Source organism: Mycolicibacterium llatzerense (assembly GCF_000878195.1).
In the GTDB taxonomy this organism is placed as follows: Bacteria; Actinomycetota; Actinomycetes; order Mycobacteriales; family Mycobacteriaceae; genus Mycobacterium; species Mycobacterium llatzerense.
Genome location: NZ_JXST01000039.1, coordinates 22,141 through 44,763, shown reverse-complemented (window position 1 = coordinate 44,763; position 22,623 = coordinate 22,141). Strand labels below are relative to the sequence as shown.

Annotated in this window: 18 protein-coding genes; 16 read left to right on the top strand and 2 right to left on the bottom strand. The window is 68.4% G+C overall.

Annotated features, from left to right (window positions below; genetic code table 11):
• Positions 1 to 185: 185 nt before the first annotated feature.
• The 7 genes from TL10_RS23195 to TL10_RS23165 all read left to right on the top strand — a co-directional run bounded on the left by TL10_RS23195 (position 186) and on the right by TL10_RS23165 (position 10,717).
• Positions 186 to 1,523, top strand: a complete 1,338-nt coding sequence (locus TL10_RS23195) for a hypothetical protein (protein ID WP_043987523.1) — start codon at positions 186 to 188, stop codon at positions 1,521 to 1,523.
• Between the two features lie 44 nt (positions 1,524 to 1,567).
• The gene (locus TL10_RS23190; RefSeq protein WP_043987522.1) at positions 1,568 to 4,846 is read left to right on the top strand and encodes a transglutaminase family protein; all 3,279 of its coding nucleotides are present in this window, start codon (positions 1,568 to 1,570) and stop codon (positions 4,844 to 4,846) included.
• Entirely contained in the window at positions 4,846 to 7,533 is a 2,688-nt protein-coding gene (locus TL10_RS23185) for a circularly permuted type 2 ATP-grasp protein (RefSeq protein ID WP_043987521.1), read from the top strand. Before TL10_RS23190 ends, TL10_RS23185 begins: the two co-directional genes overlap by 1 nt.
• A complete protein-coding gene (locus TL10_RS23180) occupies positions 7,530 to 8,426 on the top strand; it encodes a transglutaminase family protein (protein ID WP_043987520.1) in 897 nt (298 codons plus the stop codon). The genes TL10_RS23185 and TL10_RS23180 overlap by 4 nt, the downstream gene beginning before the upstream one ends.
• Entirely contained in the window at positions 8,419 to 9,426 is a 1,008-nt protein-coding gene (locus tag TL10_RS23175) for a zinc-binding metallopeptidase family protein (protein WP_043987519.1), read from the top strand. The genes TL10_RS23180 and TL10_RS23175 overlap by 8 nt, the downstream gene beginning before the upstream one ends.
• Before the next feature lie 105 nt (positions 9,427 to 9,531).
• Positions 9,532 to 9,798: a DUF4333 domain-containing protein gene (locus TL10_RS23170; RefSeq protein ID WP_390892762.1), complete on the top strand. Its 267-nt coding sequence runs from the start codon at positions 9,532 to 9,534 to the stop codon at positions 9,796 to 9,798.
• Positions 9,799 to 9,880: 82 nt separating this feature from the next.
• A complete protein-coding gene (locus TL10_RS23165; protein WP_043392775.1) occupies positions 9,881 to 10,717 on the top strand; it encodes a DUF3097 domain-containing protein in 837 nt (278 codons plus the stop codon).
• 9 nt (positions 10,718 to 10,726) lie between these two features.
• On the opposite strand, the gene TL10_RS23160 is transcribed toward TL10_RS23165, so the two are convergent.
• A complete protein-coding gene (locus TL10_RS23160; RefSeq protein WP_081936592.1) occupies positions 10,727 to 11,350 on the bottom strand; it encodes a TetR/AcrR family transcriptional regulator in 624 nt (207 codons plus the stop codon).
• Positions 11,351 to 11,462: 112 nt separating this feature from the next.
• Here TL10_RS23160 and TL10_RS23155 point away from each other — a divergent pair, with 112 nt between their 5' ends.
• From TL10_RS23155 to TL10_RS23145, 3 genes are read left to right on the top strand one after another with little or no spacing between them, the layout of a single operon-like run.
• Positions 11,463 to 12,500, top strand: a complete 1,038-nt coding sequence (locus tag TL10_RS23155) for an oxygenase MpaB family protein (protein ID WP_043987517.1) — start codon at positions 11,463 to 11,465, stop codon at positions 12,498 to 12,500.
• Positions 12,497 to 13,837 (top strand): oxygenase MpaB family protein, encoded by a 1,341-nt coding sequence (locus tag TL10_RS23150; protein WP_043392769.1) that lies wholly within the window; start codon positions 12,497 to 12,499, stop codon positions 13,835 to 13,837. Before TL10_RS23155 ends, TL10_RS23150 begins: the two co-directional genes overlap by 4 nt.
• A 25-nt stretch (positions 13,838 to 13,862) precedes the next feature.
• Positions 13,863 to 15,188: a replication-associated recombination protein A gene (locus TL10_RS23145; protein ID WP_043392766.1), complete on the top strand. Its 1,326-nt coding sequence runs from the start codon at positions 13,863 to 13,865 to the stop codon at positions 15,186 to 15,188.
• Positions 15,189 to 15,207: 19 nt separating this feature from the next.
• On the opposite strand, the gene TL10_RS23140 is transcribed toward TL10_RS23145, so the two are convergent.
• Complete coding sequence (locus TL10_RS23140; protein ID WP_043392763.1) at positions 15,208 to 15,825, bottom strand: antibiotic biosynthesis monooxygenase; 618 nt, start codon at positions 15,823 to 15,825, stop codon at positions 15,208 to 15,210.
• A 174-nt stretch (positions 15,826 to 15,999) separates the two neighbouring features.
• On the opposite strand from TL10_RS23140, the gene alaS reads away from it, so the two are divergent.
• The 6 genes from alaS (at position 16,000) to TL10_RS23110 (ending at position 22,584) form a co-directional block, all read left to right on the top strand.
• Positions 16,000 to 18,687, top strand: a complete 2,688-nt coding sequence (gene alaS, locus TL10_RS23135; RefSeq protein WP_043392760.1) for an alanine--tRNA ligase — start codon at positions 16,000 to 16,002, stop codon at positions 18,685 to 18,687.
• Positions 18,688 to 18,689: 2 nt separating this feature from the next.
• Complete coding sequence (ruvX, locus tag TL10_RS23130; protein WP_043392757.1) at positions 18,690 to 19,196, top strand: Holliday junction resolvase RuvX; 507 nt, start codon at positions 18,690 to 18,692, stop codon at positions 19,194 to 19,196.
• A complete protein-coding gene (locus TL10_RS23125) occupies positions 19,193 to 20,482 on the top strand; it encodes an endolytic transglycosylase MltG (RefSeq protein WP_110789200.1) in 1,290 nt (429 codons plus the stop codon). Before ruvX ends, TL10_RS23125 begins: the two co-directional genes overlap by 4 nt.
• The gene (locus TL10_RS23120; RefSeq protein WP_043392754.1) at positions 20,479 to 21,255 is read left to right on the top strand and encodes a shikimate dehydrogenase; all 777 of its coding nucleotides are present in this window, start codon (positions 20,479 to 20,481) and stop codon (positions 21,253 to 21,255) included. The genes TL10_RS23125 and TL10_RS23120 overlap by 4 nt, the downstream gene beginning before the upstream one ends.
• Positions 21,256 to 21,648: 393 nt before the next feature.
• Complete coding sequence (locus TL10_RS23115) at positions 21,649 to 22,071, top strand: prepilin peptidase (protein ID WP_043392751.1); 423 nt, start codon at positions 21,649 to 21,651, stop codon at positions 22,069 to 22,071.
• 18 nt (positions 22,072 to 22,089) lie between these two features.
• On the top strand, positions 22,090 to 22,584 hold the full coding sequence (locus tag TL10_RS23110) for a GNAT family N-acetyltransferase (protein WP_043392747.1): 495 nt from the start codon (positions 22,090 to 22,092) through the stop codon (positions 22,582 to 22,584).
• The last annotated feature ends 39 nt before the right edge of the window (positions 22,585 to 22,623 follow it).

Below are 22,623 nucleotides of genomic sequence, written 5' to 3'. Positions count from 1 at the left end.
CGCCCTGCGACCTGCCGGTTCCGGTGCGCAGCGGGGTACCGGTTCGGTCGCATGAACTCGGAATCAAGCCGGTCCGTCCGGCTCGGCAGATTTCGGCCTGAGAATTTGCCAGAGGCGCTACAGTACCGGCGGCTGCCACACTAAGTGCCGCAGCGGCACCTTCGCCAGAAAGGCCTCCGCGCGCTATGAAAGATCCGGCTGACAGCACGCTGGCCTACATGGACCAGGCGTCCTACCTCGCGCGCCGGGCGCTCGGGCGTGGTCCCGTGATCCAGTACGTCTGGATCTACGAGCGGGGCGTGGACCTGGACGGACTGCGGCGCTTCCAGCGCAACTTGGCGGACGGGCTGCTGGGCAGACGCGTCGAACGATCATCGGTACCACTGGGCCGTCACCACTGGGTGTCCAGCCCGCCGACCGGCATCGACATCGCCACCACGGAACGCGCCCGCGACGCGATGTGGGAGTTCGCCGACGAGCGTGCCGACATCGAGGTGGACCCGGAGCACGGACCGCCCTGGCATCTCGGAGTCCAGCCGCTGGTTGGCGGCGGTTCCATCGTCTCGCTCGTGGTGTCGCACACCGTGGCCGACGCCGGCGCGCTGATCGAGTCGATCACCCACGCCGTCGCAGGCACCGGCCGCGACCTGCGCTATCCCGCGGCACGGTCCCGCACCCGCAAGCAGGCGCTCGGGCAGGATCTGCGCATCTTGGCGCGCGCCATCGCGGAGATACCGGCTGCTGTCGTCGGCGCGGCACAGCTCGCGCGTGCAGAGTCGGCGGACCTCGCCGCGTCGGCCAAGGCAGCGCCGGTGTCGCTCGGTGTCCGGTCGGAGCGGCCGGTGCATCTGCCGACGGTCGCGGCGCGCGTCGGCCAAGGGGAATGGGACGACCGGGCCCGCGCACTTGGTGGGAGCAGCAACGTCTTGCTTGCCGGGATCGCGAGCCGCATCGGCGCCCACATCGGCCGTGTCGACGCCGACGGCAAGGTGCTGTTGTCGATCCCGGTCAGTGAGCGGGTGGAAGGTGACACCCGCGGCAACGCGCTGAATGCCATCACCGTGACCGTCGATCCGGAGTACGTCGCGGCCGACCTCAACGGACTCCGGGGTGATGTCAAGGTCGCGTTCGCCGAGATGACCGCGAAGCGGGACCTGCTGATGGCGCCGCTGCCGCTGACGCCGTACACCCCAAAATTCCTGGTTCGCCGCCTGGAGAAGATGGTGATGCGGATCGGCAAACCGATCGGCTCATCCAACGTCGGTGTGCTCCCGGAAGCGGTCAACTGCCCGGACGGCACGCCCGCGGACTACTTCATGTCGCGCTCGCCCGAGCCCGGGGTCACCGGCTCCGACCTGGACCGCATGGACGGGCGTCTGATGTTGGCCGCCGGCACGATGGCAGGCGCGGTGTGGATATCGGTGGCGTCCTGGGAGGTCGGCTCGGAGAACACCCGCGACCAACTCATGCAAGCGGTCAAGGAAGCGTTCTGTGACTTCGACCTCGCGGTGGAGCTCACGTAGCTTCTCCATCCTGCGACCCGCCAGTTGTTGTGGTGGGATCGGCTATGGCAATAAAGGTGGCGCTGGAGCATCGCACCAGCTACACGTTCGACAGGCTGGTCAAGGTGTACCCGCACGTGGTGCGGTTGCGCCCGGCCCCGCACTCGCGCACCCCGATCGAGGCGTACTCGCTGCAGGTCGAACCCGCCGATCACTTCATCAACTGGCAGCAGGACGCCTTCGGTAACTTCGTGGGGCGCTTGGTCTTTCCGAACCGGGCCACCAGCCTGAGCATCACCGTCGGACTGATCGCCGACCTCAAGGTCATCAACCCCTTCGACTTCTTCATCGAGGAATGGGCCGAAACCGTCCCGTTCACGTATCCGGACAACCTGCTCGAGGATCTCAAGCCCTACCTGCGCCCGGTCGACGACGCCGACGAGTTGACCGCGGCCTGGGTCCGCGACTTCGAGGTGGTGCCGGGGACGGGCACCATCGACTTCCTGGTAGCGCTCAACCGGGCGGTCAATGCCGACGTCGGCTACAGCGTCCGGCTCGAACCTGGCGTCCAGGCACCGGATTTCACCCTGCGCACCGGCATCGGGTCCTGTCGGGATTCGGCCTGGCTCCTGGTGGCGATCCTGCGGCGGATGGGCTTCGCGGCCCGCTTCGTGTCCGGCTATCTGGTGCAGCTGAGCGCCGACATCGAGGCGCTGGACGGGCCGTCGGGACCGGTCGCCGACTTCACCGACCTGCACGCCTGGACCGAGGTGTACATCCCGGGCGCCGGCTGGGTCGGCCTGGATCCGACGTCGGGCCTGCTGGCCGGCGAGGGCCACATTCCGTTGTCGGCCACGCCGCATCCGGAATCGGCCGCGCCGATCACCGGGGCTGTCGAACCGTGCGAAACCACCCTGGACTTCGTCAATGTGGTGACCAGGGTGCACGAGGATCCGCGGGTCACCCTGCCGTACACCGCATCGGCCTGGGAGTCGATCCGGGCCCTCGGCGCGGTCATCGACAAACGGATGGCCGAGCGCGACGTGCGGTTGACCGTCGGGGGCGAACCCACCTTCGTCTCGATCGACAACCAGACCGATGCGGAATGGACCACGGCCGCCGACGGACCGCACAAGCGCACGCTCGCCTCCGCGCTCACCGCACAGCTCAAAGATGCGTGGGCCCCGGACGGGCTGGTGCACCGGAGCCAGGGCAAGTGGTATCCGGGAGAACCGTTGCCGCGCTGGCAGATCGGTCTCATGTGGCGCACCGACGGGACACCGCTGTGGACCGACCCGGCGCTGCTGGCCGACCCGTGGTCCGGGGAAACCCACACGGTGGCGCCAGATGCGGACCGCCGGTTGCTCGCCGAGATCGCCGCCGGGCTCGGGTTGCCGGACAGCCAGGTGCGTCCGGCGTACGAGGATGCGCTCGCCCGGCTGGCCGATGCGGTGCGCCGGCCGGACGGCGATCCGGTCACCGAGGATCTGACCGACGACGCTGCGGCACAGCGGAAAGCCTTGGTGGACAAGCTCGATGCCGCGGTGACCGAACCCGCCGCGCACGTGCTGCCGCTGCATCGCCGGGACGACGACACCGGGTGGGTCTCGGCCGACTGGCAACTGCGCCGCGGTCGGCTGGTGCTGACCGCGGGCGATTCGCCGGCCGGGCTGCGGTTGCCGCTGAGCTCGATCAGCTGGCATCCGCCGCAGCCGGTCCCGGACGCCGACCCGCTGGCGGGGGAGAGCAGCGCCACGGTCCCGAACCGGCCCGCCGCGGTGGTCAGCGCCGACGGCGCACCACCCACCGCGCTCGTGGCCGAGGTGCGCGACGGTCTGCTGTACGTATTCCTGCCGCCCACAACGACATTCGACGACTTCACCGACCTGATCGGCCGCATCGAGCAGGCCGCCGCCCAGCTCGGCGTCCCCGTCGTGATCGAGGGATACGGGCCACCGTCCGACCCGCGACTGGAGCAGATGACCGTCACCCCCGACCCGGGCGTCATCGAGGTCAACGTGGCACCCACGGCCACCTTCGCCGAACAGGCCGCACAACTGGAGACCCTGTACGAGGCCGCCCGGCAGGCCCGCCTCGGCACCGAGGGCTTCGACGTCGACGGCACCCACGGCGGTACCGGCGGTGGCAACCACATCACCCTCGGCGGCATCACGCCCGCCGACTCACCGCTCCTGCGTCGGCCCGACCTGCTGGTGTCGATGCTGACGTACTGGCAACGTCACCCGGCCCTGTCCTACCTGTTCTCCGGCCGGTTCATCGGAACGACGTCGCAAGCGCCGCGGGTCGACGAGGGTCGGGTCGAGGCGCTGTACGAGCTGGAGATCGCGTTCGCCGAGATCGCGCGGGTCGCCGATGACGGCGAAAACCGCGCCTGGGTCACCGACCGCGCCCTCCGGCACCTGCTCACCGACATCACCGGCAACACGCACCGCGCCGAGTTCTGCATCGACAAGCTCTACAGCCCGGACAGTGCGCGCGGTCGTCTGGGCCTGCTGGAGCTGCGTGGTTTCGAGATGCCGCCGCATTTCCAGATGGCCATGGTGCAGTCGCTGCTGGTGCGGTCGCTGGTCGCCTGGTTCTGGGACGAGCCGCTGCGGGCCCCGTTGATCCGGCACGGCGAGAACCTGCACGGCCGATACCTGTTGCCGCACTTCATTGTTCAAGACATCGCGGAAGTGGCTGCCGACCTGCGGGCGCACGGCATCGCGTTCGACACCAGCTGGCTGGACCCGTTCACCGAATTCCGTTTTCCGCGGATCGGCAGCGTGATCGCAGGCGGCGTCGAGCTGGAACTGCGCGGGGCCATCGAACCGTGGAACACGCTCGGTGAGGAATCCACCGGCACCGGGACTGCCCGCTACGTCGACTCCTCGGTGGAGCGGCTGCAGGTCCGGGTGATCGGCGCCGACCGGCACCGCCACCTGGTCACGGTGAACGGCCACCCCGTGCCGCTGTTGGCCACCGACAACCCGGACGTCCAGGTCGGCGGGGTCCGGTACCGGGCCTGGCAGCCACCGAGCGCGCTGCACCCCACCATCACCGTCGACGGCCCGCTGCGCTTCGAACTGGTCGACGGGTTCACCGGATTCTCGAAAGGCGGCTGCACCTACCACGTCTCGCACCCGGGCGGGCGTGCGTACGACACCCCGCCCGTCAATGCCGTCGAGGCCGAGTCCCGGCGCAGCCGGCGTTTCGAGGCCATCGGCTTCACCCCCGGCACGGTCGATCTGGCCGATCTTCGGGAGAAGCAGGCCCGCCAATCCACCGATGGCGGAGCGTCGGGCATCCTCGATCTGCGCCGGGTGCGTACCGTTCTGCGGTAATGGTTCTCCGTACACACAGTTCCCCAGCCCTGGCCGAGGATGCGGCGCCCGTCGGCGACCCACTGGCCGGGTATCGGGCCGACCGCGCCCAGGAGCCCTTGTTCGACGTCCGTGACCTGGCCGCCAGTGCGGGCTACGACGAGCTGGTCGACGAGTCGGGCGCGATCCGGCCGGCCTGGCAGGAGTTGACCGACTGCGTTCGGGACCGCGGTCGGACCGGCCTTGATCAGCTGCGTGGGGTCGTGCGCGAACTCGTCGACAACGACGGCATCAGCTACGTGCAGGTCGACCGGGATGGCGCGGCCGTCATCGATGTCGACGGCACGCCGGTGGTGGACACCTGGCAGCTCGACGCCCTGCCCTTGGTGTTGTCCGCGGCGGACTGGTCCACCCTCGAATCCGGACTGGTGCAACGTTCCCGGCTGCTCGACGCGGTACTGACCGACCTGTACGGGGCCCGCCGCTGCATCACCTCCGGCGTGCTGCCGCCGGAGTTGTTGTACGGCCATCCCGGTTACGTGCGTGCGGCCCGCGGTATCGCGGTGCCGGGTCGGCACCAGCTGTTCCTGCACGGCTGCGACGTCAGCCGCCATCGCGACGGTGGCTTCGCGGTGAACGCCGACTGGACCCAGGCGCCGTCCGGGGCCGGGTACGCCCTGGCCGACCGTCGGGTCGTCGCGCACGCGGTGCCCGAGCTGTACGAGAAGGTGGCCCCGCGACCGGCGTCGCCGTGGGCCCAGGCGCTGCGGCTGGCGCTGATCGATGCCGCGCCAGAGGCCGCGCGGGAACCGGTGGTGGTCGTGCTCAGCCCCGGCAGTCATTCCGAGACGGCCTTCGACCAGGCCTACCTGGCCAGCGTGCTGGGCTTCCCGTTGGTGGAGAGCGCCGACCTCGTGGTGCGCGACGGCAAGCTCTGGATGCGCTCGCTCGGCACCCTCAAGCGGGTCGACGTCGTACTGCGCCGCGTGGACGCCGAGTACGCCGATCCGTTGGATCTGCGCCCGGACTCCCGGCTCGGCGTGGTCGGACTCGTCGAGGTACTGCGCCGCGGGGAGGTGACCGTGGTGAACACGCTGGGCAGTGGCATCCTCGAAAGCCCGGGCATCACCCGATTCCTGCCGGAACTGGCCGAGCTGCTCACCGGGGAGACCCCGGAACTGCCGAGCGCCCGATGTTTCTGGGGCGGTATCGATTCCGAGCGCTCGCATCTGCTGAGCAAGATGTCCGCCCTGCTGATCCGGCCGGTGAACGGCGGCCCGGCGATCGTCGGGCCCGCGCTGTCCGCGGCCAAGCGGTCGGAGCTGGCGGCCCGGATCACCGCCGCGCCGTCGCAGTGGATGGGCCAGGAACTGCCCGAGTTCTCCACGGCGCCGATGGACCTGCTGCCCAGTGGCTTGTCCGCGGGCAGCGTCGGGATGCGGCTGTTCACCGTCGCCCAGCGCGGCGGCTACGCGCCCATGATCGGCGGGCTGGGTTACGTGCTGGCGCGAGGACACGCCGCGTACGGCATGGAAACCATTGCGGCCAAGGATGTCTGGGTGCGTTCGCCCGACCGGGCCGCGGTGGTGCAGGCGCAGCCGGTCGACCTACCGGGTATGACTCCGAGCCCGACGCGCGCGGTGAGCTCGCCTCGGGTGCTCTCCGACCTGTTCTGGCTGGGCCGGTACGCCGAACGTGCCGAGTTCACGGCGCGACTGCTCACCGTCACCCGCGAGCGCTACCACGAATTCCGTTACCGGCGGGACCTTGCCGGCAGTGATTGCGTGCCGATACTGCTGACCGCACTCGGCCAGATCACCGGCACCGACACCGGAGCCGACGGAGACTACGCCGAACAGCTGGCCATCACGCCGACGACCTTGTGGGCGCTCACCGCCGACCGGCACCGCCCGGGTTCGCTGGCGCAATCCGTCGAACGGCTGGGCCTGGCCGCGCGCGCGGTCCGCGACCAGATGTCGAACGACACCTGGATGGTGCTGGCCGCCGTCGAACGTGCGGTGCTGCAGCCATCCGACCGAGCGCGGCAGCGCCAGGGCACCACACTGTCGCCCCCGAATTCGAAGACCAAGGGCGAGGCGTACCTGTCCACCGCGCCCAGCCAGACTCTGGCCGGGATGCTGGCCCTGTCCGGCGTGGCGGCCGAATCCATGGTCCGCGACGTGGGCTGGACCATGATGGACATCGGCAAGCGCATCGAGCGCGGCCTCGGCTTGACGGCGCTGCTGCGGGCCACCCTCACCACCGGCCACAGCGCCGAGACCGAACGGACCGTCAGCGAGTCCGTGCTCGTGGTGTGCGAATCGGCAGTGATGTACCGCAGGCGCATGCTGGGACAGGTGAGCGTGGCCGCCATCGCCGATCTGGTGTTGTTCGACGAGGAGAACCCGCGGTCACTGGCCTTCCAGTTCGAGCGGCTGCGCGCCGACCTGCGGGCGCTGCCGTCCTCGACTGGGTCCACGCGTCCGGAACGCATGATCGACGAGATCGCCGCCCGCCTGCGACGTCAGGATCCGGCCGATCTGGAGCACGTCACCGAGCAGGGGCGGCGCGCCGAACTGGCCGAGCTCCTCGACGGTATGCACGCCGATCTGCGGGAGTTGTCCGAGCTGATCCGGGCCGCGCACCTGGCCCTCCCGAGCGGCATGCAGCCGCTGTGGGGTCCTGACGAACGGCGGCAGATGCCATGACCCGCGAGTACCAGATCACCCATCGCACGCGGTACCGCTACTCCGACGTCGTCACCAGCTCGTACGGCCGCGGGTTTCTGACCCCACGCGACAGCGATCAGCAGCGCTGCCAGTCGTATCGGTTGAACATCGATCCCGAGCCGGCCGACCGCTCCACCAGTCGGGACGCCTACGGCAACATCAGCTCGTATTTTCATGTGACGCAACCACATCACGAACTCGTCGTGACCGGGCGCAGCATCGTGGAGGTCGACCCGCCGCCGGTCGAGTGGTATGGGGCAGGGGCTGCCGTGGCACCGTGGGAGCACGCCCGCCCGGCCGGGCCCGACGGGGCGCTGGCGGCCGAGTTCGTGCTGGATCTGAAATCCGCCGAGATCACCGAGGCGGTAAAGGATTACGCCGCACCGAGTTTCGCTCCGGGGCGGCCGCTGATCGAGGTACTGCGCGACCTGAACTCGCGCATCTTCACCGACTTCACCTACCGGTCCGGGTCGACGACGGTGTCCACCCGGGTCGCCGAGGTGCTGGCTGCCCGCGAGGGGGTGTGCCAGGACTTCGCCCGCCTGGCCATCGCCTGCCTGCGTGCGAACGGACTTGCCGCCAGCTATGTTTCGGGCTACCTGGCCACCGATCCGCCGCCGGGCAAGGAACGGATGGTGGGCGTCGACGCCACCCATGCCTGGGCCTCGGTGTGGACACCGGGGAACCAGTGGCTGGGGCTGGATCCGACCAACGACCAGATGGTCGACGAGCGCTACATCGTGGTCGGGTTCGGCCGCGACTACGCCGACGTCCCGCCGCTGCGCGGCATCATCTACACCGACTCCGAGCGCAGCATCATCGACGTTTCGGTGGACGTCGCACCGCTGGCCGGAGGCTCACTGCATGCGTGACTTCAACTGCCCCAACTGCGGTCAGCGGCTGGCGTTCGACAATTCGGTGTGCCTGGGCTGCGGCAGCGCACTGGGCTTCTCGCTGGAGAACATGGCGCTGCTGGTGATCTCGCCCCCCGACGGCACCGGTAACAGCGACCATGCTGGCTCGGTGGCCTCGACGGACTACCAGCTGTGCGCGAATCTGCATCTGGCCGAATGCAATTGGCTGGTTCGGGTCAGTCCGGTGCCGCAACTGTGCGTGTCGTGCGCACTGACCCGCACCCGTCCCGGTGACGATGACACCAAGGCCATGTCGGCGTTCGCCGATGCCGAGCAGGCCAAGCGCCGACTCATCGTCGAGCTGACCGAACTGGGCCTGTCGATGGACGGGCTCGGCTTCGACCTGCTGTCCAGCGAGCACCAAACGGTGCTCACCGGGCATCAGAACGGGATCATCACCCTGGACCTGGCCGAGGGTGACGACGTGCACCGCGAACAGCTGCGCGTCGCCATGGCCGAGCCGTACCGAACTCTGCTGGGCCACTTCCGTCATGAGATCGGGCACTACTACTTCTACCGGCTCGTGCAGCCGTCAGCAGAGGCGAGCGCACGCTTCACCGCGCTGTTCGGGGACCCCGACAGCGACTACCAGGCGGCGCTCGACCGGCACTACCGCGACGGCGCACCCACCGGCTGGGAGCAGCAGTACGTGTCGTCCTACGCCACCATGCATCCGGCCGAGGACTGGGCCGAGACGTTCGCCCACTATCTGCACATCCGTGATGCCCTCGACACCGCGGCGGCCTTCGGTTTCGCGCCTGCCGGGGCCACCTTCGACCGGCGGGTGCTGGGGCCCAGCGGATTTGACACGCTGATCGAGCTCTGGCTACCGCTGGCCTGGGCGTTGAACATGGTCAACCGGTCGATGGGCAAGGATGATCTCTACCCGTTCGTGCTGCCGGCCGCGGTACTGGAGAAGATGCGGTTCATCCACGCGGTGGTGAACGAATCGGCCTGATCGCCGGCACTGTTCTGCGCGGCGCGTTGACGCGGCCCACAGCGATAGAGCACGATCGCGCCCATGATGTGCGTAAGGGTGGGGGCAGCGGTACTAATGGGTCTGGTGGCCCTCTCGCCGGCTGCATGTAGCTCGAAAACCACGGTCAAAGCGGATGACGCCGCCAAGCAGGTGGTCAAACTGGTCTCCGATCAGAACAAGTTCACGCCCACCGACGTGAAGTGCCCGTCCGATGTGGTGGCCACCAAGGGCGGCCAGTTCGACTGCCACTTCACCGGACCGCGCAAGGTGCAGTACGTCGCGCACATGAAGATCGTCAAGGTCGACGGCGAGCGCATCACCTGCGACATCAAGGTCGAGAAGGCCCCGTAACCCGTCATTCGTGACCGGGCCGTGACGAAAACGCGGGTGGCGCAACCGGATCTGGCCCGCGCGGGTTTCTAGGATCGGTCCTGTGAGCGACCGATACGGATCCGATGTGCTGGCCCGCAACCCGAATGCCAAGAAGCGTTCGACCGAGCAGCCCGCCGAGAAGGGGCTCGTGGTCGAGTGCGCCACGACCGGCTTCGTGGGCGCTGTGGTGCAGGTCGAGTACGGCCGGATGGTCCTCGAGGATTTCGACGGTTACCGCAAGCCGTTCCCGATCGGTCCGGGCTACCTGGTCGATGGCAACCCCGTCATCCTCACCGCGCCCAAGCGCACCGCATCCGCCGCTCCCACCCGCACCGCATCGGGTTCGGTTGCGGTGCAAGGACATCGCGCCCGCACCGCGCTGGCCAGCCGAATCTACGTGGAAGGCCGCCACGACGCCGAACTCGTCGAGCAGGTGTGGGGCCACGACCTGCGAGTCGAGGGCGTCGTGGTCGAGTACCTCGGCGGTGTCGATGACCTGGCCGCCATCGTGCGCGAATTCGAACCAGGGCCGGGCCGCCGCCTCGGCGTGCTCGTCGACCACCTGGTGTCCGGGTCGAAGGAGGCGCGCATCGCCGAGCAGGTGCGGCGCGGCCCCGGTGGCGAGCACACCTTGGTGGTCGGCCACCCGTTCATCGACATCTGGCAGGCCGTCAAACCCGCCCGCATCGGGCGCGAGGCGTGGCCGGTGATCCCGCGCGGCATCGAGTGGAAGCACGGGGTCTGCGATGCGCTCGGCTGGCCACACGCCGACCAGGCCGACATCGCCCAGGCGTGGCAGCGGATCCGCGGCCGGGTGCGGGACTGGAACGACCTGGAACCCCAGCTGATCGGACGGGTCGAGGAGTTGATCGACTTCGTCACCGCACCCGCCGATTGAGCCGGGCGCTCACTCCGACCGTGCGATCAGGATCGAGTTGGAGCTGACGGCCAGCATGGCGGCCCGGTCCAGCAGCGACTCCTTCGTCATCCCGGCAGGACGGTCGATGGCGATTCGCAGCGCGAGCTGGAGCATCATGCCCATCCCGAGATAGAGGATCTCGTCGACCGCGGTGTCGGGGAGATGCGGGTAATGGTGCAACAACGCCAGGCGCGCAATGTGATACAGGTGCTCCTCGATACCGGGCAGCACATTGCTCTGGCTGCCCAGCGGGAGGTCGTTGATCACGGCGCCCATCACGCCCCGGTGGTCCTCGAGCGCGTCGACCAGTGCCGAGAGCACATGGCGGGCGCCCGTCACCATGTCCAGCGACAGACCCTCGGCGAGCGCCGCGACCAAGCGGCGCATGATGTCGTCTTCGGTGCGCGCCCGCAGCGCGACGATGATCGCGTCCTTGTCGGCGAAATACCGGTAGACGGTGCCGATGCTCACGTGGGCGTTCTTCGCGATCTGGTTGGTGGACACAGCGTGATAACCATCTCGGTCCAAAAGCTGAGCTGTCGAATCAAGGATCTCGTTGATCGATTGCTGCGAGCGCTTCTGCACCGGCACACTGCGGCCTGAACTGGACATTTCGTGAACCTCTCAACCCATCCTGATGGATGAAAAAGTGAGTAGAAGGCGAGTTCCGCTCGATTCTAGGCTGAATGTGATGGCGAACACAGCCACAGAGAGGTGGCCAGTCATGATGCTGCTCGATGACCTGATCCGCATGGTGGTGCCACTCGACGACGGGTCGGTGCCCGACCTGTCGCCGGTGTGGGCCGAACTGCGCAGGCGCCCGACAGCGCTGCTCAACCCCATGGATCTGTTCTTCGAGATCCAGCGGCCGGAGTACTTCAAAAAGGCGCGGTTCGACGGCCCGGCCGGCGACCCGGGGTGGTTCGGTCCGGACAGTGCCGCCTGGTACGTGCACACTCACACCCCGTCGGTGGTCGTCGGCATGGTCAACACCGCGATGATCGACATCCTGCATCAGGACATCCAGTACTCGGTCTATGACCACTCCAAGCTGGTCGGACGCCGTCCCGACGGCAGCGTGCGGTCCGGAACCTTTTCCAGCAGCGGGCTCATCGTGCGTGCCGGACATACCTTTTCGTTCTTCACCGGGGTCATCTACGGCTCCACCGACACCGCCGAGTCGCTGTGCCAGACCGTGAAGGCCATGCACCACCGGGTCAAAGGGACGCGGCCGGACGGCAAGGCGTACGACGCCGATGAACCGGAGTTCTTCCGGTGGACGTACGCCAGCGTGGTCGACGGCCTGGCGGGAGCGCACCGCCGGTATCACCCGAAGCCGTTGCGCGGCAACGATCTGGACGATTTCTATCGCGACTACGCGCGGGTCGGGGAGGCCTTGGGTGGCACGAACCTGCCGCAGACCCGAGCCGAATGCCGCCGCGTGCTCACCGAATCCCCGTCTGCGGCCGAGGTGGGGCTCAACGCCGACAACATCAAATATCTTCAGCTGCTGAACCCGCCCGGCATCACGCCGCTGCGCCCGATCTACGACTTCGCGTACTGGGTGATCATGGACATGATGCCCGAACCGGTACAGCAAGCGGTCGGCTTCGAGCAACCGAATCTGCTGGTGCGCAATGGATATCGGCAACTCGCTCGAACGCTGCTCAATGCCCCGCGGATGCTCGGTGAGATCCGCGAGGTGGAAGCCGCGAACCGGCGGGTGCGATCCGTTCGCCCGGTCGAAAGGATCGCGTCATGACCATCCCGGCGCAGCAGGTCGTGCACCCGTACGACTACTACTACCGGCCGGGCATGCCGCTGCGGCCGGCGCCGCCGCGGCTGCGTCGCGACCCCGCCTGGGCGGACCGGCCCGTGTTCGACGAGTTCCGGCCGGAGACGCTGACCGACGCACAACGCGACCTGCTGGAGCTGTTCATCGACCATTACTGGCAGGGCGACCCACTGATGGATGCCGTGGTGGAACGGTTCCGGGTGATCAGTGTCGCGCGCGGCCGCCGACTGCTGGAGCAGGCGCTCGATCACGGGATCGACAGCCTCGACGACCCACCGAGCGAACTCGTGGATCTGTTTGCCAGCCTTGACAATCCACCGGACTGGCACGATCCGGTGGTGTGGGAGCGCGGTCGGCGGCTGTGGATCGACTGCTCACTGGCCGGCAAGGTCGGGATGGGCATCCAGGACGCGATCGGCACCTTCGTCGGCGCCGAGGTCTCGTCGGCGACCGGCGCCACCAAACGCTTCGTCACCGCTCCGCTGGTGCGCAACCTGGAGTCCGCGAAATGGTTTCACGATGCGACCAAACCGGGCTTCATCGAGCGGTACAGCCCCGAATTCAAGGAGACCGTGCGCGTCCGGCTCATGCATTCGCAAGTCCGGCTGGGGCTGCGCAGGTCATGGGGTGACGAGCATTTCGCCATCCACGGCAACCCGATCTCGACCAGCACCACCATGGGGGCGGCGGTGACGTTCGGCTTGCTGCCGATGCTGACCGACCACAATCACGGCCGACGACGCTCGGTCGCCGAGTTCGATGCCGTGATGCGGTACTGGGCCTACATCGCGTACGTCTTCGGTGTCACCCCGGAGATCATCCCCACCACCGCGCAAGACGGAATCATGTTGGCGGACTACATGATCTCCACCGCAGGCGGCCCGACCGACTGGACCGCGCAGATGACGCAGGCGGCAGCCGACGGCCTCGCGGGTATCCCGGGTCTGCCGGGCCTGCTGGCTCGCGCCGCCGTCGCGCCGGTGGTCGGGATGGTCGCGTACTACAGCGGCGACGCGTTGGCACGTGCCCTGGTGTCGGCGACGCCGTACCGCGATGTCGCCATCCAGCCGTGGAAAGCGCTGACCGGTGTCGCTGTGCACGCCGGCGTCAAGTCCCGCATGGTCCTGGACCGCATTCCCGGTGCCGGGCTGCGGCGTGTGCTGCGGGCCCGCCACAGCGATCCGTTCTGGGCGGTCAATGTGCAGATCGCCACGATGCTGGCCCGGCGGGGCGGGATCACCGGCACTCCCTACCGGCACCACGACCGCACGCCCGACGTCCCGCGTGGTTGTCCGATGCACTGAACTCGCGACGTGGCACGCTGGACCCGTGTCTGACGGGCTGTTCGATGTAGGAGGCGATGCCGAGCCGGCATCCGGTTCCGTCGTGGCCGCACCGCTGGCCGTGCGGATGCGCCCGGCCGGACTCGACGAGGTCGTCGGCCAGGACCACCTGCTCAAACCGGGGTCGCCGCTGCGCCGGCTGGTCGAAGGATCGGGCGCGGCCAGCGTAATCCTCTACGGGCCGCCCGGTACCGGCAAGACCACGCTGGCGTCACTGATCTCCGGGGCCACGGGGCGTCGGTTCGAGGCGCTGTCGGCGCTGTCGGCGGGCGTCAAAGACGTCCGCGCCGTCATCGACGAGGCCCGGCGCGCCGCGATCCACGGCCGCCAGACCGTCCTGTTCATCGACGAGGTGCACCGCTTCTCCAAGACCCAGCAGGACGCGCTGCTGGCCGCGGTCGAGAACCGCGTGGTGCTGCTGGTGGCGGCGACCACGGAGAACCCGTCGTTCTCGGTGGTGGCGCCGCTGCTGTCGCGGTCGCTGATCCTGCAATTGCAGCCGCTGACCGCCGACGCCGTGCGGGCCGTGGTGGAGCGGGCGATCACCGACCCGCGCGGGTTGGGCGGCGCGGATGTCGACGACGACGCGGTGGAGCTGCTGGTCAAGCTCAGCGCCGGGGATGCCCGGCGGGCCCTGACGGCGCTGGAGGTCGCGGCCGAAACCGCCGGCGAAGAGCGCGTCACTGTCGAGGTTGTCGAGCAGTCGCTGGATCAGGCCGCGGTGCGCTACGACCGCGACGGCGACCAGCACTACGACGTGGTCAGTGCGTTCATCAAGTCGGTGCGCGGCTCCGACGTCGACGCGGCACTGCATTACCTGGCGCGGATGCTGACCGCGGGGGAGGACCCGCGGTTCATCGCCCGTCGGCTGATGATCCTGGCCAGCGAGGACATCGGCATCGCCGATCCCACCGCGCTGCCGACGGCGGTGGCCGCCGCGCAGACCGTGCAGCTCATCGGGCTACCGGAGGCCCAGCTGACGCTGGCCCACGCGACGGTGCACCTGGCGACGGCGCCGAAATCCAACGCCGTGACCGTCGCCCTGGGGGCGGCGATGGCCGATATCAAGGCCGGCAAGGCCGGTCAGGTACCGACGCATCTGCGCGACGGGCACTACGCCGGTGCGGCCGCACTCGGCCACGCGCAGGGCTACAAATACGCACACGATCACCCGGGTGGTGTTGCGGCGCAACAGTATCCGCCCGATGAGCTGGTCGGCGTCGACTACTACCGGCCCACCCCGCACGGGGCGGAACGGGAGATCGGCGGCCGCCTGGAGAAGCTGCGCGCCATCATCCGGCGGCGTCGTTGATGGCTGCCCCGGGCCGGCGCTAGACGAGTTCGGGCACCCGCAGGTGCGCGATGGCCAGGTCGAACGCGCAGTCGGCGATCTCCGACGCGCCGGCGGCCTGCACCGATTCGATCTTGAGTGCCGTGGCCTGCTCCCAGTAGTCCGCCATCAATTCACGGGTGCGGAACGACGCCGACGACACCGCGCGGCCCGAGCCGCGGTCGACCAGCAGGCTGGCACTGCAGAACCCGGGCAGGTGCTCGATCTGCCGCAGCACGGTGTCGCGGAAGTAATCGATGCCGGCCTCCATCAGATCCGGCGGCACGGTGAGCCAGGTGGCCCGCACGCACGCGCCGTTGCCGCGCTCGCGGTGCAGGACGGCGATCTCCCATTCCTCGACCATCGGGGCGCCCGCGCCGAACCGTTCGGCGGCCAGGTTGCGGAGCCGTCGGCCCTCACTGGCGCTGTAGTGCAGGGCGTCCTCGGACTCCCATGCGCTGGTGGCGATGCACCGACCGGTTTCCCGGTCGACCATCAGAGACAGGCCGATGGAGCCGGGCAGTTCCTGCAGCACAGGCATGACCTCGTCGCGGATATGGGCGATGCCGGCATCGATCTGGTCAGGGCGCGCCATCATCGTGGTAGAACGTGCGAACACGGTCCACCCCCTTGTTGTTCAGGGCGGCGCTCCGGTGGCGCCACCGGGATAAAGACAACTGTCCTCCCCGGCGGTACGACGCACAATGGATGTACGGGCTGGGGTCAAAGTCGTGAACCTGCAGACCGGTACTGTTATGCGGGCAACTACCCGGTCGATGAAGGACAGCAGCACGTGCAGACACACGAGATCAGGAAACGATTCCTCGATCATTTCGTGAAAGCGGGCCACACCGAGGTGCCGAGCGCATCGGTGATCCTGGACGATCCGAACCTGTTGTTCGTCAACGCCGGCATGGTGCAGTTCGTGCCCTATTTCCTGGGCGACCGCACCCCGCCCTACGACAAGGCGACCAGCGTGCAGAAGTGCATCCGCACGCCGGACATCGACGAGGTGGGCATCACCACCCGGCACAACACCTTCTTCCAGATGGCTGGCAACTTCTCGTTCGGCGACTACTTCAAGCGCGGCGCCATCGCGCTGGCCTGGGATCTGCTGACCAACTCGGTGTCCGAGGGCGGCTACGGCTTCGACCCCGAAAAGCTCTGGGCCACCGTCTATCTCGATGACGACGAGGCCATCGCGCTGTGGGAGGAGATCGCCGGACTGCCGCCGGAGCGCATCCAGCGCCGCGGCAAGGCCGACAACTACTGGTCCATGGGTATCCCCGGCCCGTGCGGCCCGTGTTCGGAGATCTACTACGACCGTGGCCCCGAGTACGGCATCGAAGGTGGCCCCGAGGCCAACGAGGACCGCTACATCGAAATCTGGAACCTCGTGTTCATGCAGAACGAGCGCGGCGAGGGCACCAGCAAGACCGACTTCGAAATCCTCGGCCCGCTGCCGCGGCAGAACATCGACACCGGCATGGGTGTCGAGCGCATCGCCTGCCTGCTGCAGGGCGTCGACAACGTCTACGAGACCGACCTGGTCCGTCCGGTGATCGACATGGTCGCCTCGGTGGCGCCCCGGCACTATGGCGCGGGCAACCATGCCGACGACGTGCGCTACCGCGTCATCGCCGACCACAGCCGCACCGCCGCGATCATCATCGGCGACGGCGTCACCCCGGGTAACGAAGGCCGCGGCTACGTGCTGCGCCGCCTGCTGCGCCGCATCATCCGCGCCGCCAAGCTGCTCGGCGTCGAGCAGCCGATCATGTCCGACCTGATGGCCACCGTGCGCGACACGATGGGTCCCTCGTACCCGGAGCTGGTCACCGACTTCGAGCGCATCAACCGCATCGCGGTCGCCGAGGAGGTCGCCTTCAACCGCACCCTCGCGGCGGGTTCGCGGCTGTTCGAGGATGCCGCCGCCGCCACCAGGGCCGCCGGCAAGACCGTCGTCTCCGGCAGTGACGCCTTCACGCTGCACGACACCTACGGCTTCCCGGTCGAGCTGACGCTCGAGATGGCGGCCGAAGCCGGCCTGTCCGTCGACGAAGAGGGCTTCCGCGGCCTGATGGCCGAGCAGCGGGCGCGTGCCAAGGCCGACGCCGCCGCTCGCAAGCACGCGCACGCCGACCTGTCCGCCTTCCGCGACCTGGTCGACGCCGGCCCGACCGAGTTCACCGGCTTCGACGAATTGACTTCCGAGGCAAGGATTCTCGGCATCTTCGTGGACGGTAAGCGGGTGCCGGTGGTGACGCACGGCACCGAGGGTTCCGACAGCGTCGAACTCGTGCTGGATCGGACCCCGCTGTACGCCGAGTCGGGTGGCCAGATCGCCGACACCGGAACGATCACCGGCACTGGGTCTTCGGCCACGGCCAAGGCCGCGGTCACCGATGTGCAGAAGATCGCCAAGTCGCTGTGGGTGCACACCATCAACGTCGAGTCCGGTGAGTTCGTCGAGGGCGACACCGTGACCGCCGCGGTCGACCCGACCTGGCGCCGCGGCGCCACCCAGGGGCACTCGGGCACGCACATGGTGCACGCGGCACTGCGACAGGTGTTGGGCCCCAACGCCGTTCAGGCCGGCTCGCTGAACCGTCCGGGTTACCTGCGGTTCGACTTCAACTACCAGGGCGCGCTGAGCGACGAGCAGCGCAGCCAGGTCGAGGAGGTCACCAACGAGGCGGTGCAGGCCGACTTCGAGGTGCACACCTTCAACGAGAAGCTGGAGAAGGCCAGGGCGATGGGCGCCATGGCGATGTTCGGCGAGTCCTACCCGGACGAGGTCCGCGTGGTGGAGATCGGTGGACCGTTCTCCATGGAGCTGTGCGGTGGTACACACGTCCAGCGCTCGGCGCAGATCGGCCCGGTGACCATCCTCGGCGAGTCGTCGGTGGGTTCGGGTGTGCGTCGCGTCGAGGCCTACGTCGGGCTGGACTCGTTCCGGCACCTGGCCAAGGAACGTGCGCTGATGGCCGGGCTGGCCTCGTCGCTGAAGGTGCCCTCCGAAGAGGTGCCCGCCCGCGTGGCCACCCTGGTCGAGAAGCTCAAGGCCGCCGAGAAGGAACTCGACAAGGTCCGGCTGGCCGGCGCCAAGGCCGCCGCCGCCAACGCCGCGGCAGGCGCCGAGGTCATCGGCAAGGTGCGCCTCGTCGCGCAGCGGATGGCCGGTGGCTTCTCCGGCGGTGACCTGCGCACCCTGGTCGGCGACATCAAGGGCAAGCTGGGCTCGGACCCGGCGGTGATCGCACTCATCGCCGATTCGGGTGACTCGGTGCCGTACGTGGTGGCCGTCAACGCCGCCGCGCAGGACCTGGGATTGAAGGCCAACGAACTGGTGCAGCAGCTGGGCACCGCAGTCGATGGTCGTGGTGGTGGAAAGGCCGATCTGGCACAGGGTTCCGGTAAGGGGGCAGCGGGTATCGACGCGGGTCTGGCCGCGCTACGCGCTGAACTGGGCCGGAGCTAGCTTTGGCCGATTCCGACCGCATGCCCGACCGCCCCGGGGCCGACGACCCAGGTCGCGGTCGCCGGCTCGGCATCGACGTCGGTACGGTGCGGATCGGCGTCGCGGTGTGCGACCCGGATGGCATCTTGGCGACGCCCTTGGAGACGGTGCGTCGCGACAAGACCGACAAGCACCTGGCTCGGTTGGTGAAACTGGCCGGTGAGCAGGACGCGGTGGAGATCGTGGTCGGACTGCCTCGCACACTCAAGGACAGGGCCAGCAGCTCGGCGCTGGATGCGATCGAGGTGGCCGACGCGCTGGCGCTCCGGGTTGCTCCGACCCCGGTGCGGATGGCCGACGAACGCTTGACGACGGTCACCGCGCAGCGCTCGCTGCGGGAGGCCGGTGTGCGCGCGAAGGGGCAACGTCAGATGATCGATCAGGTCGCAGCCGTCGGCATCCTGCAGAACTGGCTGGACATGCGCCGCACTGTGCTGGCCGCCGCGGCACGCAGTGAGGCCGACGAATGAGCCCGGCCGAGGACATGATTCCCGACGCTCCCGATGACGACGACGAGTGGGGCAGCACCCGCATCAAGCCGGAATCGGTGGGCCGGCCCCGCCGCGGCATGAGCCGGGCCGAGCGGGCCCGCGCCGAGCGCAACCGCAAGCGCCGCCGTCGCCGCAGCATCGTGGCGTTGACGGTGTTCATCGTCGTCGTGGTCAGCGCCGTGTTCCTCGGATCCCGGCTGTGGCACGGCGTCTTCGGATCGGGCAACGACTACTCCGGTGACGGTGGCAGCGACCTCGTCATCGAGGTGCACAACGGCGACTCGACCACGGCGATCGCGCAGACCCTGCTCGATCACGGCGTCGTGGCGAACGTGAAGACGTTCGTCCAGGCTGCCGAGGGCAACAAGGCGATGACCGAGATACAGCCCGGCTTCTACAAGATGCGGACCGAGATTTCGGCGGCGAACGCGGTGTCCCGGCTCACCGAGAAGAACAATCGGGTGGGCCGGCTGGTGATCCCGGAGGGTCGCCAGCTCGACGACACCACCGACGTCAAGACCAACAAGATCAACCAGGGCATCTTCAGCCTGATCTCGGCAGCCTCGTGCGTCGACCTCGACGGCAAGCGCAAGTGCGTGCCCGCCGCGGAGCTGAAGAAGGCCGCCGGTGCCGCCGATGTCTCGGCATTGATGGTGCCGAGCTGGGCGGCGGCGCCGGTGAAGGCGTTGGGCGCCGACCACCGCAGGCTCGAGGGCCTCATCGCGCCGGGCACCTGGAACGTCGACCCGGCCGGCACGCCGGAGTCGATTCTGGCGAGCCTGATCAGCTCGAGCGGCCACCAGTACGAACAGGGCGGCCTGCTCGACGCCGGCGCGACCGCCAACATGACGCCGTACCAAATCCTGATCGTGGCGTCGCTGGTGCAGCGCGAGTCCAACCCGCAGGACTTCGCCAAGGTGGCCCGCGTCATTTACAACCGGCTGGCCACTCCTGACCATCGCAAGCTGCAGTTCGACTCGACGGTCAACTACCCGCTGGACCGGCAGGAGGTGGCCACCACCGATGCCGACCGCGAGCAGGCCACGCCGTGGAACACCTATGCGCGCGAAGGCCTTCCGGTCACGCCGATCTGTTCGCCCGGTCAGCCCGCCGTCGTCGCGGCGCAGGACCCGGCGCCGGGGGACTGGCTGTACTTCGTGACCATCGACCTGCAGGGCACGACGGTGTTCACCCGGGACTACCAGCAGCACCTCGCCAGCATCGAGCTCGCCAAGCGCAACGGCGTGCTCGACAGTGCCCGATGAGAGCCGCGGTACTGGGTTCGCCCATCGCGCATTCGCGGTCCCCGCAGCTGCATCTGGCGGCCTACCACGAGCTCGGTCTCACCGACTGGACCTACGACCGCATCGAGTGCACCGAGGCCCAATTGCCTGGCCTGGTAGGCGGTTTCGGCCCGGAATGGGTCGGTGTCTCGGTCACGATGCCCGGCAAGTTCGCGGCGCTGCGGTTCGCCACCGAACGCACCGCGCGGGCTGAGCTGGTCGGTTCGGCCAACACCCTGGTGCGCATCGACGGTGGCTGGCGGGCCGACAACACCGACGTCGACGGGGTCGTCGGCGCGCTGGGCGAGGTGTCGGGCGCCGCAGCGGTGCTGGGCTCCGGTGGCACGGCGCCCGCCGCGATGGTGGCCTTGGCTGCTCTGGGGATCGCCGATATCGCCGTGGTGGCCCGCAATGCCGACAAGGCCGCGTCTCTGGTGGAACTGGGGGACAAGCTCGGTGTGCAGGCTCGGTGGGTGGCGCTGGGTGAACGACTGAATTCCCTTGGCGTGGTGGTCAATACGCTGCCGGCGGACGTGGCGGGCGAGTTCTCGGGGACTGTCGCCGGCACTGCGGTACTGCTCGATGCCATCTACGACCCGTGGCCGACGCCGCTGGCCGCCGCCGTTGCCGCCGCCGGTGGCCGCGTCGTCAGTGGCCTGCAGATGCTGCTGAACCAGGCCTTCGCCCAGGTGGAGCAGTTCACCGGGATGCCCGCGCCGCGCGAGGCCATGGCCGCGGCGCTCGCTGCTTCCTGAGAACTAGAGCCGCAGGCACTAGTTTGTGTCGAGGGTGCGTACAGATCATCAGGTCCGCGGGTGAAGCGCTCTGATTGCACACTCGCGAGCTTTCGCCTGCTGAGCACTCGACAAGCAAATGCCCTGTGGCCGGTCGGTCCAAGCTTCTGTCCGTGACTCACGGATCAGCGAGCAGAGCCGAAAATGGAGTGGAAAGTACGTGAGTGCAGTCGTGGTGGTGATCCGCCGGTGGTTATTGCACTCAGGGACGTCGGAGGGCCTGAAGAAGTACGTGGCTTCAACCATGGTGGCTGCGAGTGTCTCGTGTTTGAAGGTACGTATTTCTCTCGCCGGGCACGCACCACCAGAAGATTTGTGTCGGGACGCCCCGCGCAACTCACTTAGCCTCGAAAGATGGGGGCGGGCTTGATCGTTGGGGCCTGGATGGTGGCGCTGTGTGTCTACGACTTCCGGGAGCGACGCCTACCGAACTGGCTGACGCTGCCCGGCGCCGCGGCGCTCTTGGGCGGTGGTCTGATCACCGGCAAGGGGTCAGCGGCGGCGCTCGGCGCAGTGGCCCTCTTCGGCCTGTATCTTCTGGTCCATCTGCTCAACCCCAAGGCCATGGGCGGCGGTGACGTCAAACTCGCGCTCGGACTGGGCGCGCTGACCGGGATGTTCGGCGCCGACGTGTGGGTGCTGGCGGCTCTCGGGGCGCCGCTGCTGACCGCGGGCTATGCCATGGTCGCTCTGATGCGGCGGGCGGGACGGACCGTGCCGCACGGCCCGTCGATGTGCCTCGCGAGCGCCACGGCCGTCGCACTGGCGATCGGTTGAGTTAGCCTGTCCCGCATCATGAGTACCCGCGTTGCCACCACTGCTGATCTGTCTGCCATCGCCGACATCTACGCGCATTACGTAGTCAACAGCGTGGCGTCGTTCGAACTCGAAGCGCCGGCAGCTGCTGAGTGGCAGACGCGGTTCGCGAAGGTCGCCGCCGCGGGCTTGCCCTTCCTCGTGGTCGAACGTGACGGCCGGGTCGCCGGGTACGCCTACTGCCTGCCCTGGAAAGCCCGGCCCGCATATCAGGGCACGGTGGAGGACTCGATCTATCTGGCGCCGTGGGCCACCGGACAGGGTGCGGGCTCGGAACTGCTGCGCGCGCTGCTGGAGGCGTCGCGCGCCGCGGGCGTGCGCGAGGTGATCGCCGTCATCGCCGACAGTGGCGATCCGTCGTCCATCGCGCTGCACAAGAAGCTGGGATTCGACGACGCCGGCCGGCTGCGCAAGGTCGGCCACAAGCACGGCCGCGACATCGACACCGTGCTGCTGCAATGCAGCCTGCGCTGACGGATTTCAGCCGGTAAACCCCCTCATGGGACAATGGGA

Excerpts from the sequence above, each read along its gene's own strand:
- TL10_RS23190 (WP_043987522.1), top strand. The coding sequence starts at position 1,568 with ATGGCAATAAAGGTGGCGCTGGAGCATCGCACCAGCTACACGTTCGAC.
- TL10_RS23150 (WP_043392769.1), top strand. The coding sequence starts at position 12,497 with ATGACCATCCCGGCGCAGCAGGTCGTGCACCCGTACGACTACTACTAC.
- TL10_RS23155 (WP_043987517.1), top strand. The coding sequence starts at position 11,463 with ATGATGCTGCTCGATGACCTGATCCGCATGGTGGTGCCACTCGACGAC.
- TL10_RS23180 (WP_043987520.1), top strand. The coding sequence starts at position 7,530 with ATGACCCGCGAGTACCAGATCACCCATCGCACGCGGTACCGCTACTCC.
- TL10_RS23115 (WP_043392751.1), top strand. The coding sequence starts at position 21,649 with ATGGGGGCGGGCTTGATCGTTGGGGCCTGGATGGTGGCGCTGTGTGTC.
- TL10_RS23160 (WP_081936592.1), bottom strand. The coding sequence starts at position 11,350 with ATGTCCAGTTCAGGCCGCAGTGTGCCGGTGCAGAAGCGCTCGCAGCAA.
- TL10_RS23120 (WP_043392754.1), top strand. The coding sequence starts at position 20,479 with ATGAGAGCCGCGGTACTGGGTTCGCCCATCGCGCATTCGCGGTCCCCG.
- TL10_RS23175 (WP_043987519.1), top strand. The coding sequence starts at position 8,419 with ATGCGTGACTTCAACTGCCCCAACTGCGGTCAGCGGCTGGCGTTCGAC.
- TL10_RS23110 (WP_043392747.1), top strand. The coding sequence starts at position 22,090 with ATGAGTACCCGCGTTGCCACCACTGCTGATCTGTCTGCCATCGCCGAC.
- TL10_RS23125 (WP_110789200.1), top strand. The coding sequence starts at position 19,193 with ATGAGCCCGGCCGAGGACATGATTCCCGACGCTCCCGATGACGACGAC.
- TL10_RS23195 (WP_043987523.1), top strand. The coding sequence starts at position 186 with ATGAAAGATCCGGCTGACAGCACGCTGGCCTACATGGACCAGGCGTCC.
- TL10_RS23185 (WP_043987521.1), top strand. The coding sequence starts at position 4,846 with ATGGTTCTCCGTACACACAGTTCCCCAGCCCTGGCCGAGGATGCGGCG.